Raw genomic sequence first — 15,383 nt, 5'->3', positions numbered from 1 at the left:
GGCAGTTTCCGCGGCGCTGCGCAATAATCGTGTTCTACCGAATTGGGTTAACTTCCCCGGCGGGTCTTTGCCATGCGGCCGGGGGCGCGGGTCCGTCAGGACAGCAGACGGTGGGGGGCCGACAGGACCTCGCAATGCCCGTCGCGGACGCGGGTGATCAGGGTGAGATCGGCGCGGTCGGCTAGACGCACGGCATAGTCCGTCGCGGTCGATACGGCGATCACCGTGGCCGCGCCCATCATCACTGCCTTCTGCACCATTTCCGTCGAGACGCGGGAGGTGAGGACCACAGCACCGGATGCCGGCGTCAGGCCGGATTTGACCAAGGCGCCGGCCAGCTTGTCGAGCGCGTTGTGGCGTCCGACGTCCTCGCGGGCGAGCACGATGCCGCGCCCGGGGATCAGAAAGCCCGCGGCGTGGCAGCCGCGGGTTCGATCGTGTTCCGGTTGCCGCAGCCGCAGCAGGTCCGGCGCGGCACAGGCCTCTGCCCGGGTCAGGGTCACGGCATGCGCGGACAGCGGCGGCAAGGGGCGGTCCACCTTGTCCAGACTGTCGATCCCGCACAGACCGCAACCCACCGGTCCTGTCATCGCCCGGTGCCGGGCCGCGGCCCGCACCGCCGCCGCGGGGGACAGCCACAGCCGCGCCTCGGTGCCGTTCGCGTGGTCGACGATCTCGATCTCGCGCAGCTCCGACGGGTCGTGGATCACGCCTTCGGTCACGGCGAAGCCCAGCGCGAAATCCTCCAGATCGGTGGGGCTGGCCATCATCACGCCAAGCGTCACCGCGTTGCAGACGATGGCCACGGGCCGCTCGCTGACCAGCGGGGGCTGGGCGGTCATCGGGTGCCCGACGGGAAAGCGCGCGCCCTGAACGGTCATGCCACGATCTCCACCGGGGTGCCCTTGTAGGCCGGCGTCTGGGAATTCTTTTCGTGATAGCTCAGCGGCACCAGCGGATTGAGCTCGGGGTAATAGCCCGCGATGCAGCCCGCCGGCAGGTCGTAGGGCGTCACCGTCAGGTCATCGACCCGGCGCGCATGTCCGTCGTCGATGGCGCAGACAAGACTGACCTTCTGGCCCTCCGCCAATCCAAGCCTCGCCATCTCGTCACGGTTGATGAGGACGATCTCGCGGCTACCCTCCAGCCCGCGCAGCCGGTCGGAAAAGCCGTAGATCGTCGTGTTGAACTGGTCGTTCGACCGCAGGGTGACCAGCGTCATGATCTTGCCATCGGCGGTGGTTTCCTCGCCCAGTGCCGACAAAGTCGTCGGCGGCGTGAACTGCGCCTTGCCGCTTTCGGTCTTCCAGACACGCTCTCGCGCCGGGTTGCCCCTGTAGAACCCGCCGGGCTCGAACAGCCTGTCGTTGAAGTCGGCGAACTTGTCGGGAAAGGTCTGCGCGATCAGGTCGCGGATCAGGTCGTAGTTGCCGATCCAGTCGTCCCACGTCAGCTTTGGATTGGGGTCCAGCGTCGCCTTGGCGATCCGCGCGACAATGGCGGTTTCCGACTGCACCTTCGGCCCGGGTGGCGATGCGGTGCCGATCGAGCCATAGATGTGCGACAGCGAATCCTCCATCGACACCGCCTGCGGGCCGCTGGCCTGCACGTCCTCGTCCGTCCGCCCCAGACAGGGCAGCAGATAGGACACCTGCCCGGGCGTCAGATGCGTGCGGTTCAGCTTGGTCGCGATGTTGACGGTCAGCCGCAGGCGGGGCCAGGCCCGTTCCATCCGGTCGCGGTCGGGCAGGGCGCGGACCAGATTGCCCCCCAGCAGGACCATCGCCTTCACGCGGCCGTCGAGGATGCCCTCGCAGGCGTGCACCGCGTTCAGACCCTCTCCCGCGGGCGGGTCGATGTCGAACAGCTCCCGCAGCTTGTCCGCAGGCATGTGCGACGACTTTTCGCCGATACCGACCGTGCGCTGGCCCTGCACGTTGGAATGTCCCCGCACCGGAGAGATGCCGGTCCCCGGTCGGCCGATGTTGCCGCGCATCAGCAGCAGGTTGCACAGCATGCCGAGGTTCAGCCAGCCGTTCACGTGTTGCGTCAGCCCCATACCGTAGATGCCGATGGCGTTCTTCGCGCCAAGGTAGATCTCGGCGGCCTCTGCGATCATGTCGCGCGACAGGCCGGCATTCCGTTCGATGTCGGCCCAATCCATCGCACGGACCGCCGCCGCGGTCTCCTCGAACCCGGTGGTGTCGCTGGCGATGAAGGCGTGGTCGATCACCGTGCCCGGCGCGGCATCTTCTGCATCCAGAACGCATTTCATCAGGCCGGCGATCGCCGCGATATCGCCGCCGGGCCGCACCTGATAGTATTTCTCGGAGATCTGCGTGGCCGATCCCACGGTCATCTGGATCGGGTTCTGCGGATCGACGAATTCGATCAGCCCCCGTTCGCGCACGGGGTTGAAGGTGACGATCCGGCAGCCGCGCTTCACCGCGTCCTTCAGCACGTGCAGGAAACGCGGGCTGTTGGTGCCGGTGTTCTGCCCGAAGAAGAAGATCGCATCGCACTGGTCGAAGTCTTCCAGTGTGCAGGTGCCGACCGGCGTCCCGATGAAGGTCTGCAGGTTCACGCTCGTCGTCTCGTGGCACATGTTGGACGACTGCGGCAGGTTCTGGTGCCCCATCGCCCGGGCGAACAGCGCGTAGAGGTAGGACGCCTCCAGCCCTGCGTGGCCGGAAGCATAGAACACCGCCTCGCGCGGGGTCATCGCCCGCAATTCTGCGCCGATGTCGGCATAGGCGTCATCCCAGCTGACGGGCTGATAGGTGTCGCTGTCGGGATCGTAGCGCAGCGGGTCGGTCAGACGTCCCGTCTTTTCAAGGTCGTGGTCGTGCATTTCGCGCAGATCGGCAAGCGGATGCGCGGCAAAGAACGCCGCATCCGCACGGCGGGTGTCGAGTTCCCACAGCGTCGCTTTTGCGCCGTTCTCGCAGAACTCGAAGGTCTGGGGCTTGGCAGGCTTGGCCCAGGCGCAGGACGAACACATCACGCCGCCGGGCTTGTTCAGCTTCGACAGGATCTTCAGCGCGCGGGTGGAACTGCTGGATTCGCCAAAGGCCTCGGACACGCCCCGCAGCGATCCCCATCCCCCGGCGGCATAGTGATCGAAGGGCGTGTCCGGATCCTGATCGGTCGCGTCATGGGCGGGACGGTCGGTGTCGGATCGGTCCGGAGACGTGGCCATGAGCGCGCTATCCTTCAGGTCTGTGCCGTCGTGATGTTCGGGATGAACGACGGTGAACCGCCGCCGGTTCCGGTGTCGCAAAGGGGCTGCCGCGCCCGGTGGGGCGCGGCAGCCGGTGGCCTTACTTTTCCATGCGCGTCCAGAACCGCAGGGCGCCGCAGGCCTTCACGAAGGCCTTCGCGTCCTTGGCCGCACCAAGCGCCATCATGCCGTCGTCGGGCTTGACGCCCGCCGCCTTTATCAACGGCTCCGCCTCCTGCGTGTGGCCGATGAACTTGGCGTGCGCGAAGGCGTCCGCGAGGAAGGTGCGGGCCGGATGCAGTTCCGCCAGCGCCTTTGCCCCGTCGGCGGTGGCCAGAATGGCCACGGCGTCATAAAGAACGGACGGCGCGCCGTCGATCTTCTGGTCCGCGGGCACCCGCTTGCCGCCGGCCGTCACGACGCCGCCGACCTTCTGGGCGACGATCTCGACGATGCCTCCGGCCTCCGTCACGGCGTCCTTCAGACCGTCGAGGGCGGCGTCGTCGATGCCGTCGGTCACCAGAATGCCCATCTTGCGCCCGGCAAAGTTGTCAGGCCCGTTCTTGAGGATGGACAGCGCGTCCGACGCGGGCAGGTCGGTGATCGGCTGGCGCGCCGGTTCATGCGCCTTCGGCACACCGTCCAGCCCCAGACCATCGGCCACCTTGCGTGCCAGATCGGCGTCGATATGCGGCAGGTGGGCCACCATCCGCTCGCGGATCTCAGGCACCACGACCTTCGACAGTTCGAAGACGAGGGCGTCGGCCATGTGATCCTGCTCGACCGCGGTCTGGCTGATGTAGAACTGCCGCGCCTGGCTGTAGTGATCGGCAAAGGTCTCGCTGCGGACCTTCCGCTTCTCGCCCTCGACCTCCTCCGGGAAGGACCGGAAACCGGCCTTCGGATCGGCGCGGGGGCCGCCCTGCGCCCAGCCGTTCGGTTCATAGTTGGCACGCCCCTTGGGATTGTGCATGGCCATGTGGCCGTCCTGCTGGAAATGGTGCATCGGGCAGCGCGGCGCGTTGATCGGGATATGGGTGAAGTTTGGCCCGCCCAGTCGCTTCGTCTGCGTGTCGAGGTAGGAAAAGTTGCGCCCCTGCAGCAGCGGATCGTTGGTAAAGTCGATGCCCGGCACGATGTTTTGCGTGCAGAAGGCGACCTGTTCGGTTTCCGCAAAGAAGTTGTCGACGCGGCGGTCCAGCACCATCCGGCCGATGATCCGCACGGGAACCTGCTCTTCCGGGATCAGCTTGGTTGCATCGAGGATGTCGAACTCGAAGCTGTCGGCGAAGTCGTCATCGAAGACCTGCACGCCCAGTTCCCATTCGGGAAAGTCGCCCATCTCGATCGCGTTCCAGATGTCGCGGCGGTGAAAGTCGGGATCGGCGCCGTTGATCTTGACGGCCTCGTCCCACAGGACCGACTGCAGGCCGGCCTTCGGCTTCCAGTGGAACTTGACGAAGTGCCCCTTGCCGTCCGCGTTCACGAACCGGAACGTGTGGACGCCGAAGCCTTCCATGGTCCGCAGGGACCGGGGAATTGCGCGGTCGGACATGGTCCACATGACCATGTGCATCGCTTCCGGCATGAGAGAGATGAAATCCCAGAAGTTGTCGTGCGCCGTCTGCGCCTGCGGGAAGCCGCGATCGGGTTCCTGCTTTGCCGCGTGGATCAGGTCGGGAAACTTCATCGCGTCCTGAATGAAGAAGACGGGGATGTTGTTGCCGACGAGGTCCCAGTTACCGTCCTCGGTGTAGAACTTCACCGCAAAGCCGCGCACGTCGCGGGCGAGGTCGGGCGAGCCCATGTTGCCGGCCACGGTCGAGAAGCGGGCAAAGACGGGCACCCGCCGCCCCTTCTCCTGAAAGAGGTGAGCCGCCGTCAGGTCGGGAATGGCGTCCGTCGTCTCGAAATAGCCGTGGGCGCCGTAGCCGCGGGCGTGGACCACACGTTCTGGAATCCGCTCGTGGTCGAAGTGGAAAATCTTTTCGCGGAAATGGAAGTCTTCGAGAAGCGACGGGCCGCGCGGCCCGGCCTTCAGGGTGTTCTGGTTATCGGACACCGGGATGCCCTGCGCAGTCGTCAGGCGCTCGGCGCCTTTTTCGGGCCGCTGCTGTGTCTCTCCGCCGGTGCCGGGGTGGCGGTCCCGTTCGACGGTTTCATCGGTGGACTGGGTGTCGGCCGACGGCGTGTTTGACGGTATGGCTTGATCCATGACGGAGGCTCTTTCTACGGGTGATATGAAACGGACGGCCGCAGCGATCACGTTTTCGTAAATCATCAACACCGCAGACAAATGATCGTTCCACCGGGGGGCGTCAGGTTCGCCCGAATTCCGATCAAATCGAAGCGAAGTAAACGCAGTTTGGGTCGTGGTTGCAGAGTGCACCAGCCCGCGCCGCGACAATCTTGTTCTATGGCAATTCATTGGACCAAAGGCCGCTCTATGCGGTCGCGGTGCCCGTGTGGTCAGGAACCCCGGGTTGCGCGGGGCGTTACCTCCTCACACCGAAATTCATAAAATGTCAGGATCGGCCATGCGTGCAGTCACATACCACGGGACCGGCGATTTTCGCGTCGACACCCATCCGGACCCGGTCATCGGCGATCCCGGCGATGCCATCCTCCGGGTGACATCCACCGCGATCTGCGGCTCTGACCTTCATATGTTCGACGGGTTCATGCCTGAAATGAAATCCGGCGACATCATGGGTCACGAGTTCATGGGGATCGTAGAGGACGTCGGCTCCGGCGTCGGCAACCTCAAGAAGGGCGACCGCGTCGTGGTCCCCTTCACCATCAACTGCGGCCATTGCCACTGGTGCAAGACCAAGCAGTTTTCCTTGTGCGACGAATCCAATCCGGACGCCGAAAAGCTGGCGCTGATCACCGGTCAGGCCGGCGCCGGCCTGTTCGGCTTTTCCCACCTTTACGGCGGCTATGCCGGGGGACAGGCGGAATACGTGCGCATCCCCTTTGCGGATGCGACACACCTGAAGGTGCCCGACGGGCTGACCGACGAACAGGTGCTGTTCCTGTCCGACATCTTTCCGACCGGCTATCAGGCCGCGGTGAACGCCGAGGTCGGTCCCGGCAGCGTCGTGGCGATCTGGGGCGCCGGCCCGGTGGGTCTGTTCACGCTCAAGTCCTGCAAATTGCTGGGGGCGGAACGTGTCTTCGTCATCGACGACGTGCCGGAGCGGCTGAAGCTTGCGGCAGAGAATGGGGCGGAGGTCATCGACCGGTCGCAGGTGAAGCCTTACGACGCACTGATGGAACTGACGAACGGCATGCTGCCCGACAAGGTGATCGATGCCGTCGGTCTGGAAGCGCATGGCACGGGCGTCATCGACACGGTCTATGACAAGGTCAAGACGGCGACGTTTCAGGAAACCGGACGGCCCCACGTCCTGCGCGAGGCGATCATGTGCTGCCGCAAGGGCGGTATCGTGTCGATCCCCGGAGTCTATGCCGCCATTGTCGATAAGTTTCCGATCGGCTCTGCCTTCGCCAAGGCCCTGACGTTTCGCATGGGACAGACGCATGTCATGCAGCATGCGCCGAAGCTGCTGGAGCATATTCAGGAAGGCCGCATCGATCCGACGTTCCTGATCACGCACCGGGGGTCGCTCGCCGATGGTCCTGACCTTTACAAGCAGTTCCGCGACAAGAAGGACGACTGCGTGAAGGTCGTGCTGACACCCTGATCGCGGGCGACTGCAGGGCCCTGTCGGATGGCGGGGCCCGCAACGTCACGACCGGCCGCCTGCCAGCGCCGATGCGGGGCCGTCGGTCCTGTCGCCTATCGCATGGGAAACGGTGGTGGCGTGGGGGCGACACGATCATTTCCCCCTTATCAAGATCGCCGTGTAGAAACGAAAAAACCGTCCCGCCTGGCATTGGCCAGGCGGGACGGTCATCATCTACAGCATGATGAACTAGCAACCGGTTTCTAATTTAGAGGAATGGATGGCACGACGCAGTAGAGACGCCAACGGCGCGGACCATAAATTTCCGATACGGGTCAAGGTGCGCATCCCGCCGACCGGCCTTGGCACGATGTTAGTTGAGATGGACGTCTGGCTAAGGGCCAACCTCGGCGTCGATTGCTACGGCTACGGACCAGCAACGGCGGCCGGCATGAATGCTACGGCCTACCACTTCATGTCGATCGACGATGCGCAGACGTTCCTGAAGGCCTTTCCAAAGCTAGAACTCGCCGCGGGGTTCGTGCCACCCCCGTCCTTGACTGACGGTTCGTATCGGTGAATTGGATGCCACGCCGCAGAGATGCGGGCGCAACACTTACCTTCGCGTCGTCGACCACGAAGCTCCGGAGAGCTTATAGGACCTATGAATGATTGAGAAAAAAGTAGACTTCTTTATTGCCGGAACTCAGAAGGGCGGTACGACAGCGCTGCAGTTCAAATTAAGTTCCCATCCACAATTGTTCTTGTCGGGTCTAAAAGAGATCCATTTTTTTGATTGCGAAGATTACGACTGGTCGAATCCGCCCTACGAGCAGCTGCACGCGCACTTCGACTTTAGCCAATCCAAGATTTTCGGTGAAGCAACACCGATCTACCTATATTGGCCAAACGCGATGCAACGTCTTTGCGAATACAATCCGATGGCGCGGATCATTATAATTCTGCGACACCCAACATACCGCGCACTCTCAGCGTGGAAGATGGAGACAGCCCGTAACGCGGAGCAAAAATCATTTTCTCAGGCGGTATCCCTGCTTGGCAGAAGCCGTGTCCGCTTAGCTCGTGGGGGAGTGCACCGTGTCTATTCCTACGTGGAACGGTCTTACTATTCCTACCAGATAAGTCGATTGCTCAGCTTGTTCCCACGCAAGCAAGTTCTTTTCCTCACCTCAGATGAGCTTTGGCTCGATGAAGTCGGGACCTTAAACAAGATTTTTGATTTCTTGGGTGTTGCCATTGGCAACTATCGTCCCAGCGATCAAGCGCAGAAATATATAGTCCCGGTGGATTCCAGGCATGTCACCGGAGAGTGGCGCGATACCACTATGCGCCTGAACAAGCGGTTCCGGCGCGATATTGTAAAAACAGAAAAACTCACCGGCTTGAAACTTTCTGCTTGGCTTGACGAAAATTACCAAGAGCCGGTTAAGACATCTTGAGCTGGTAGGAATTGGCAAGCTGCGCCAGTTACCGGCACCAGTCGTAGGACATTGCCGGCTGTGCCAGCCCCATGTCCAACAGCGCCTGTCCAACGTCGCGCCCGTCCTCGCCGTAGAGGACGGCCAGATGGCGGCCGTAGCCGCCAGCGCCGTATCCGATGATGCAGAGCTCGCCCGGCATCATCGAGCGGACGACGCCAGTCGCCTGTGCGCCCAGACGCGCCTCCGATCGGCAGTCGGGCCGCCAGGTCTCCGGAGCATCGAACGGAGCATCGCCGGCCCGCGTCAGCCGGGCATTCTCGCCCGGCAGGCGAACGGTGTCGCCGTCGATGATCATGGCCGCGGTGATTGCGATGATGGTAAGGCAGGTCAAACGATGCTCCTGAAACGACAAAAAGGCCCGTCGCCGCGGTTAGGCGACGACGGGCATGGTGGGCCGGTACGGCAGAAGGTTCAAGATCCGGCGCGGATTAGATGGTCGTTCAGGATGTTGATCTGTCGCAGGAATATCCGTCCGCCATGATTTTGCCACTTTCCCGAATCGGCAGAGTAGCCCTAGCGTTACGTCAACCAACGGGAGACGGAACGATGAAGATGTTTGCGATGGCTGCGGCGATGGTGCTGGCGGCGGGGGCGGCGAATGCTGAGGTACTTCGGTATGATCTGACAAACCCGTTATTTGATATAATCGTAACGCGCTACGACTCGAATTTCGAGAACCCTACATTCGTAGAGAGTTACGTGGAAAAAGAAAGGTATGACTTCTTTATAGAAATAGACACAGACCAGTTGCCCTTCGACCTTCGAGACAAAGGGGTACAGTTTGATGCTGGTGCCAACGAATTGGATCGCAAGAGGCCTTGGATTACCGCAATTACGGATGCAACATCAAGTATTCAAGGGTATTTTAACTTAGCAGACGACTATAGCGTAACCGACTGGAATTTCATATGGTTTAATGACAATCCAGATATGGGTTTCAGTTCGTACGGAAATGATTACTCGATAGACTTTGATTTGCCTGATGGTGTTTTAATGATTGAGGGAACTTCGTTGCCTGGAAAGTGGACCGTAAGCGGCACGCTTCCTGATGTATCACCCGTACCTTTACCCGCGTCACTCCCCCTGCTGTTCGGGAGTCTTGGTTTTATCGCCATGATGCGCCGCAGTCGGAAAAAACAGTAGACCATGATTACATTGCCCGCCCGAGTGTGAACGGGCGGGCTATTCTTATCCTGCTGTCGCCTCGTAGAAGCTGACCCACTTTCCGCCGGACAAAGACCCCATGACAGGGAGGCCAACTTCAAGGGTGCTTGGCCCCCATGTCTCGTAGAGCATCCCGGCGACAATCGCATCCTCCGCAGCCCCATCACTGTCTGCGCGAGGTTCACCGTTAGCCAGATACTTGACCTTTGTTCCCGCAGCCCAGCTACCTGAGGTCTTTGTTAGGATAACCGTGTTTCCAGATATTGCGGCGGTGAATCCGGTGCTAACAAACGTACCCGAGCCGCCATCGTCAACCTGCCAGTTGCGGAGGGCAGTTGGGGCGGGCGATGAGAGTGTGCCGCCGTTTGGAAGGGCAACTGAAACCGTCAGTGTTCCGCCGCTACGGACAACGGTGGTGAAGTAGGGGTTGGTCGAACTGTCCCTCCCAAACGCACGCGCGATGCCGATTGCCGAGCGAGCACCCATGCGGCGGTTGCCTTGCTTTGCCGCGTCCTGATGGGGGCCGTTGAGGTCGGTTCCGAATGCTTGAATCGCAAAGTCCGAGATCGGCGGGCCGACCGTCCACCCCTTCGTATTTGCCATGTTGATCTGATTAAGGCGTGTCGGGCTGTGCACGTCACCGTTTATCAGGGGTGACGAATAGCGTGTTGCAGGTTCAAGAATGACCTTTGCGCCGGCAGCGACATAAGAGCCGAAGCTGTGAAGTCCCGCCGTCCCGCCGTTAGCGGCAACAAGGGCGTCCCATGCTGGGCCAGAGCCAAGCATGAGCGCCTCGAATACGACATCGCCCTCACCAATCCCATTGCTGACCGCCCGCCACTCTGTCGTGGCCCAGTTCATCACGATTGCATCGAGCTTTCCGCCCACTCTGTCGATCTTCGTTTGCAGTTCGGCCCAGCTTCGGGCGGCGTTACTGTCCTGCATAAGCTGGATCGGGCCAGTGCCGTTGACCGCGCCATCAATGATGCGAATGGGCAGACTAGGCCAGAACGCTCGGATCTGATTTACCAGCGCGCGCGTTCCATCGCTCGCGGTTGCACGCGTTAGAAGGTTTTGCTGCATCGGGGTTGTGTTCGGGCCAGACACCAAGTCCGTTGTCACATAGGACGCAGTGTTTTTCTGCGGGAACGAAAGGTCCAAGCCAACGCTGGCGAGCATACGCTGCCGTTGCGACTGCCCCAGCTCTACCACGTTCAAGCCCGCACCCACCTTGTCACGGAAGTTCGTGATCTTGGTGGGCTGATTGCTGGACCTGATTTGCAGTGCGACCCAACCTGCCGTCGAGGCAGGAACCGCTACCGTGCCACTAAAGGCACCGCCAGAAATTGGGCTGATAACCGTCCAATCAAGCGAGGTGGTGCCGTCAGGGTTCAGCATCCGCACTTCTGCGTTGCCAGTGCGGCCGGAGCAAGTGCCGGACAGCGTGACGGTTGCCCCATTCAGGATCGACCACACATCCCCATCAACAGGGCTGGAAGGGTTCAACACCATGAAGTCGGTTAGACCCTGCTTGCGGAAGTCGCCACCCGGCTTGAGGGGGGCCGCACCGGAGACGGTCATTGGAACGGACACGTCGCCCGTTGCCCATGCAGGCTTTGCCAGTCCAGCAGTGGTTCCCGTAAACTCTCGGACCCAAAGCGTGCTTGCAATAGGCAGGGCTGCGGACAAAGGCTTGCCTTTGGCGATGTCGGACCATGCCGCATCGTTTAGCGCATCGCCCGCCGCAGTTGTGCTGTCCACATAGCCGATGGCCGATATGTCTCCGGGCCAATTTAAGCCGTCGCCAGCAACCGGGGCGCGGACGCCGCCGACGCCCCACGTCTGCGCGGTCGAAGCGGAGTTGACGGCTTGGTAATTCCCACCCTCGGCCCCCGCATACTTCGTCCCATCGATCAGGCTATACCAATCTAAAACCATGTTGCCTGACGCCGCACGTCGATACACCAGCAATGCTGAATCTTCGGTCCACGGTTGGGAGTATATTGTGGCAGGCGAGCCACCTCCTGATTTTGCACCGAACCTCCCGCGCGTCGTTCCGCTGCCCGCAGCTTCGCCGTAATACTGAATATTCAGAAAGCGCGATGAGTCAGTCAGCACGTCAACAAGCTGAATAGTCCGGCTAAATGCCCGCTGTTCTTTCGGCAGGCGGACAATCGCGAAGAACGCTTTTTCGTTGCCGGTGCCGCTGACAAACATGTTGTTGGCGAACGACTGCTGCAGAAGCGACTGCCTTTCGTCTGTCTCCGACGCTAGCACGTTATTGGCGCGCGGCATCCGCATTGAGGTCGTCGCTGCTGCCATATCGACGGGAGGTTCAAGCGGTGGAAACACGTTATTCCAGTGCAGGTCAAATGCCTCGGTGGCAAAGGGGTATTGCGTTCCAAGGTAGGTGAAGCCGGTGAAGTTGTAGAAATAGTCATTGGCCGCAGATGGGTCATTTGGCGTCATGACACGCTCAACATATCCGCGCGGGACATTCATGCTTTCATCGTAAAACCCCAGCATTCCCAGCGAGAGGATGTGCGAGAGCCACGACCCGTTCAAGGAACGATATTCGGTTGTTGCGTCGGGCGTGAACATCTGCTTACGGGTTGCCGTGTAACCACGGATCGTCCAGTCATATTCACCCAGCACCGGAAAGTCTGCATCGGCAGGGACCATGTAAACAGTATCACCGGACACAAAAGGCGACGCCGCCGTAAGCGTGACGTCAATGCTGGTGGTGCCGGGTGATCCCAAGCCTGTGACGGCTGCGACGATGGCCTCCGTCCCGTCAGACACACGGATGACCCGCGCGCCTGCCGGAATGTTTGTCTGATAGTAATCGCCGGATGCCGTGCTGCCATTGTTAACCAGCGGAAGCGTGACAACATTGCCTCCCGGCTGCGCCCCGAGCGTGCGCTCACGCCAGAGGAACGGCTTATTGACATCGGTGTGTCGCACAAAGTCATTCGTCAGCATGTCTTGCGTGATAAGGAACGCTTGGCTCCAGTTGCCGGGGCAAACCGACATGATGTTCGGGATTTCGGCTGCACGACCAGTCATCCCGAGAGCGAATGCGTACGGTCCTTGCACATACTGCTCGTGTGCGCCGTCAGGAAACCCATTAAACGGCCCGTATCGACGCGGCTCGCCATTTTCTATGCCATGAGCAATTATATGCGCGGCCAGAGTTTTCGTTTGCGCCTCGGTGTAAGCCGTGACCGCAGTGCCCATCATTGCGGCACCGAACATCTGCCCAAGGTAAAGGCCATAGCCGCCATCTGGGGTGATGTCACCGGACAGGCCGAACGGCTGGAACCGCTCGTAACCGCTGCTGCTCGTTGCAGACCGTAAGGAAAGCGTCGGCGCAGCCTTGCCTACGCAATCGAAAATATCTGCGTAAGGCGGCATTGAAGCAGGCGCAGTATAGGTCGCCTTTCCCGCATACCAAGCATCGAGGTCAACGACAGGATAAAACGCAGGAGTGTTTTTCCCATCCCATTTCACCGTCGAGCCGAGGACGAAAGACCCCGTTGGGACCTCGGACAGAACGTGCAGGCACGAAACCGATGTGAACGCCCCGACGCGGGTCGATGTGCTGGTTGTGTCAGAGACCACTTTCATAAGCGTGTCACCAGATGCGACATCAAGCGGAAAAGTCCCTGCCAGCAATGCTGCGTCGTAGCCAGCCTCTCGGCTGTCCAGTCCATGCGGCGCATTAGATGCAGATGTCCGCGTGGGGTTCAGCATCAGCCCGTTGATCGTGCGATCTGTGCCAGCGATGTTCTCGACAGCAATATCAGGCGATACGCTCGTCACCTGCGCAACACCAGAAGGCACCACGACGAACGGTCGTCCAGCGATGTCATATCCGCCAAACGTGGCGTCAGACACCGTCCATGTGATACCTTGGTGGGTCAGGATAACCGGCACTTCCGATACACCAGCTACCACAACCACATCCGTCGCCAGCGACACACCCGCGATGGTGCGGATGATCTGGATGTCTTTGCCCTGATCGTCGGACTGCACGATGTAGGGCAGCGAGGTGGATACCTCGACCCCACCCACCGTCACGGAGATAGTCACCGCGATAGGAGAGGTGCCTTCCAGCGACGGGATCAGCAGGTCAATGCTGTCGCCCACGTTCGCGGTGGTGCGCTTATTGCCGTTCGCCAGTGCCGTTAAGGCTGTGGGGATGCGTGCGCCGCCGACTTGGAGGTCGCCATAAAAGAGTGCCATGCGCGATCTCCTAGAAGAAAAATTTGACGATGCAGGCGAGCGTCAGGATGTCGCCAATGAGTACGTAAAAGAGGATCATGGGGTGCCTCCGTTGTAGGAACGCCAGCCCGGGAGAGGGCTGGCGTCAAGTCACCGGCGAACCGGGCCGGCGTGGGGCAAGGTTCACATTCGGGCGTCTAGCGGCGTCAGATCAATGGGCCACGCCTCGATCTGCGCCTTGACGATGGTGCTGATTGCATCGCTGGACGGCTTCACTTTGCCAACGGCATCGGGCAGATGCCTGGCGAGATACGCGAGCGAGAGTCGCGTGATCTCGGCCGCGTCGGTCCGGCCGTCGGCCATGGCCGCAATTGCCACGTTCTGCACCGCAGCTTTGATCCGGTCGATGTGGGTCTGCTCGATGTCGAGGCCGGTCCGCTGGGCGACCCGCGCGGCCGCATAGCTGCCGATCAGGCCGAATAGCGTCAGGACGATGGTCAGGATGTCGTTGAAGGTATCGGGGTTCATCGTATCAGGCCCTCCTTAGGCCGTTTCGAAATCAGGGAGGTCGACGGTTTGCCCGGCAAGTGCATGGGTGCAGTCGCCGAGGAATTGGATGCGGCCACCGGCGACGAACGAATGGCAGACCAGAGGCGCCGTGACGACCGAGCCACCCGCCATGATGACCGCATGCTCCTCGTCCGTAATCGGCATGCTGCCTCGCACAAGAACCGACGGCGTGAAGGTCGGCGCGACCGGGTTGCCGTTGTAGCCCCAGCGCGGTCCGGAGCCCTCACCGACGCCGACCATGTGGGCCCCGTCGCACCCAGGGCACCAGAACAGCAGGTAGCCGCCCTCTGCGGTGCGCAGTTTCGATCCTAAAGCAGCCATCTGGAATTCTCCTCAGGCTTCATTGGCGGAAAGGGGCGCGCCGCTGGTCGTCAGCAGCACGCGGGTCTTGGGGTTGGGGGCACCGGCGGGCCATCGGCTTTCCAGAAAGCGCGTCTTGGCGACGCGCGTGACCGTGACGGCGTTGGACTGGTTGCCGCCGAGGACGTGAAAGGCGGTGCTGTCCTCGCCCCAGTAGAACCCGACGTGACCGGACCAGCTCGACCCGGGCCGGCTGAAGGTCAGCGTAGCGCCCAGCGTCGGCGCGCAGGGCACCCCGAAGGTGCCCCAATTGCGGGCACCCAGCGGGTTGTCGGGGATTGCAATACCCGGCGAGGCCAGCCGATGGCAGGTGGCGACAAAGGCACCGCACCACGGGATCTCGCGGGGGTCGATCCAGGAGACCGACTTGTCGAACCAGCGACGCAGCTGCGTTAGGTCGCGGGCCTCGTGCAGGCCCTTGACCTTGATTGCCTCGGCCAGCCACGGGATGTTGCTGTCCGGCGCCTTGTTCAGGGCTGCCCATGTGAGGGGGCCGACGTAGGGGCGCGGCCAGAGACCGACAGATGCCTTGAAGGCCGTGACGGCCGCGTCGGTGCGCGGGCCCTGCAGGCCGTCGACCAAAAGCGGGCCGAAGCCGATCTCATTCAGCCGCGCCTGGATGGCCTTGATGCTGTAGCTCATGGCAAAACACCC

General features: G+C 61.6%; 12 protein-coding genes. 4 read left to right on the top strand and 8 right to left on the bottom strand.

Annotated elements, in window-relative coordinates:
- Positions 1-95: 95 nt before the first annotated feature.
- From fdhD to BUA54_RS05610, 3 genes are all read right to left on the bottom strand, one after another.
- Positions 96-881, bottom strand: coding sequence for a formate dehydrogenase accessory sulfurtransferase FdhD (fdhD, locus tag BUA54_RS05620; protein WP_072856264.1), 786 nt, complete (start codon positions 879-881; stop codon positions 96-98).
- A complete protein-coding gene (locus tag BUA54_RS05615) occupies positions 878-3,199 on the bottom strand; it encodes an FdhF/YdeP family oxidoreductase (protein WP_072856263.1) in 2,322 nt (773 codons plus the stop codon). The genes fdhD and BUA54_RS05615 overlap by 4 nt, the downstream gene beginning before the upstream one ends.
- Positions 3,200-3,320: 121 nt before the next feature.
- Positions 3,321-5,435, bottom strand: a complete 2,115-nt coding sequence (locus BUA54_RS05610; protein WP_072856262.1) for a catalase — start codon at positions 5,433-5,435, stop codon at positions 3,321-3,323.
- Positions 5,436-5,757: 322 nt separating this feature from the next.
- Between BUA54_RS05610 and BUA54_RS05605 the strand changes: the two genes are divergently transcribed.
- The 3 genes from BUA54_RS05605 (at position 5,758) to BUA54_RS05595 (ending at position 8,369) form a co-directional block, all read left to right on the top strand.
- Entirely contained in the window at positions 5,758-6,927 is a 1,170-nt protein-coding gene (locus BUA54_RS05605) for a zinc-dependent alcohol dehydrogenase (RefSeq protein ID WP_072856261.1), read from the top strand.
- A 262-nt stretch (positions 6,928-7,189) separates the two neighbouring features.
- The gene (locus BUA54_RS05600; RefSeq protein ID WP_072856260.1) at positions 7,190-7,489 is read left to right on the top strand and encodes a hypothetical protein; all 300 of its coding nucleotides are present in this window, start codon (positions 7,190-7,192) and stop codon (positions 7,487-7,489) included.
- Positions 7,490-7,577: 88 nt separating this feature from the next.
- Positions 7,578-8,369, top strand: coding sequence for a sulfotransferase (locus BUA54_RS05595; protein ID WP_072856259.1), 792 nt, complete (start codon positions 7,578-7,580; stop codon positions 8,367-8,369).
- Positions 8,370-8,397: 28 nt separating this feature from the next.
- Here the strand turns inward: BUA54_RS05595 and BUA54_RS05590 are convergent, their stop codons facing one another.
- Complete coding sequence (locus tag BUA54_RS05590; RefSeq protein WP_072856258.1) at positions 8,398-8,742, bottom strand: thermonuclease family protein; 345 nt, start codon at positions 8,740-8,742, stop codon at positions 8,398-8,400.
- Between the two features lie 101 nt (positions 8,743-8,843).
- Here BUA54_RS05590 and BUA54_RS05585 point away from each other — a divergent pair, with 101 nt between their 5' ends.
- A complete protein-coding gene (locus BUA54_RS05585; RefSeq protein ID WP_143155363.1) occupies positions 8,844-9,554 on the top strand; it encodes a VPLPA-CTERM sorting domain-containing protein in 711 nt (236 codons plus the stop codon).
- A gap of 45 nt (positions 9,555-9,599) precedes the next feature.
- Here BUA54_RS05585 and BUA54_RS05580 read toward each other — a convergent pair whose 3' ends face one another.
- The 4 genes from BUA54_RS05580 to BUA54_RS05565 form a co-directional block, all read right to left on the bottom strand.
- The gene (locus tag BUA54_RS05580; RefSeq protein ID WP_072856256.1) at positions 9,600-13,820 is read right to left on the bottom strand and encodes a hypothetical protein; all 4,221 of its coding nucleotides are present in this window, start codon (positions 13,818-13,820) and stop codon (positions 9,600-9,602) included.
- A 162-nt stretch (positions 13,821-13,982) separates the two neighbouring features.
- Positions 13,983-14,327: a hypothetical protein gene (locus BUA54_RS05575; protein ID WP_072856255.1), complete on the bottom strand. Its 345-nt coding sequence runs from the start codon at positions 14,325-14,327 to the stop codon at positions 13,983-13,985.
- Positions 14,328-14,342: 15 nt separating this feature from the next.
- Complete coding sequence (locus BUA54_RS05570) at positions 14,343-14,690, bottom strand: ubiquitination-like system serine protease family protein (protein WP_072856254.1); 348 nt, start codon at positions 14,688-14,690, stop codon at positions 14,343-14,345.
- Positions 14,691-14,702: 12 nt separating this feature from the next.
- Positions 14,703-15,371 (bottom strand): NlpC/P60 family protein, encoded by a 669-nt coding sequence (locus tag BUA54_RS05565; RefSeq protein WP_072856253.1) that lies wholly within the window; start codon positions 15,369-15,371, stop codon positions 14,703-14,705.
- Positions 15,372-15,383 lie beyond the last annotated feature (12 nt).

This window comes from Loktanella atrilutea, from assembly GCF_900128995.1.
GTDB lineage: Bacteria > Pseudomonadota > Alphaproteobacteria > Rhodobacterales > Rhodobacteraceae > Loktanella > Loktanella atrilutea.
The sequence above is the reverse complement of the archived record's forward strand: the minus strand, read 5'-3'. Positions and strand labels throughout refer to the sequence as shown.

What these genes read in the sequence shown, in the direction of transcription:
- fdhD (WP_072856264.1), bottom strand. Translation starts at nt 881, where the DNA reads ATGACCGTTCAGGGCGCGCGCTTTCCCGTCGGGCACCCGATGACCGCC.
- BUA54_RS05615 (WP_072856263.1), bottom strand. Translation starts at nt 3,199, where the DNA reads ATGGCCACGTCTCCGGACCGATCCGACACCGACCGTCCCGCCCATGAC.
- BUA54_RS05610 (WP_072856262.1), bottom strand. Translation starts at nt 5,435, where the DNA reads ATGGATCAAGCCATACCGTCAAACACGCCGTCGGCCGACACCCAGTCC.
- BUA54_RS05605 (WP_072856261.1), top strand. Translation starts at nt 5,758, where the DNA reads ATGCGTGCAGTCACATACCACGGGACCGGCGATTTTCGCGTCGACACC.
- BUA54_RS05600 (WP_072856260.1), top strand. Translation starts at nt 7,190, where the DNA reads ATGGCACGACGCAGTAGAGACGCCAACGGCGCGGACCATAAATTTCCG.
- BUA54_RS05595 (WP_072856259.1), top strand. Translation starts at nt 7,578, where the DNA reads ATGATTGAGAAAAAAGTAGACTTCTTTATTGCCGGAACTCAGAAGGGC.
- BUA54_RS05585 (WP_143155363.1), top strand. Translation starts at nt 8,844, where the DNA reads ATGGTCGTTCAGGATGTTGATCTGTCGCAGGAATATCCGTCCGCCATG.
- BUA54_RS05580 (WP_072856256.1), bottom strand. Translation starts at nt 13,820, where the DNA reads ATGGCACTCTTTTATGGCGACCTCCAAGTCGGCGGCGCACGCATCCCC.
- BUA54_RS05575 (WP_072856255.1), bottom strand. Translation starts at nt 14,327, where the DNA reads ATGAACCCCGATACCTTCAACGACATCCTGACCATCGTCCTGACGCTA.
- BUA54_RS05570 (WP_072856254.1), bottom strand. Translation starts at nt 14,690, where the DNA reads ATGGCTGCTTTAGGATCGAAACTGCGCACCGCAGAGGGCGGCTACCTG.
- BUA54_RS05565 (WP_072856253.1), bottom strand. Translation starts at nt 15,371, where the DNA reads ATGAGCTACAGCATCAAGGCCATCCAGGCGCGGCTGAATGAGATCGGC.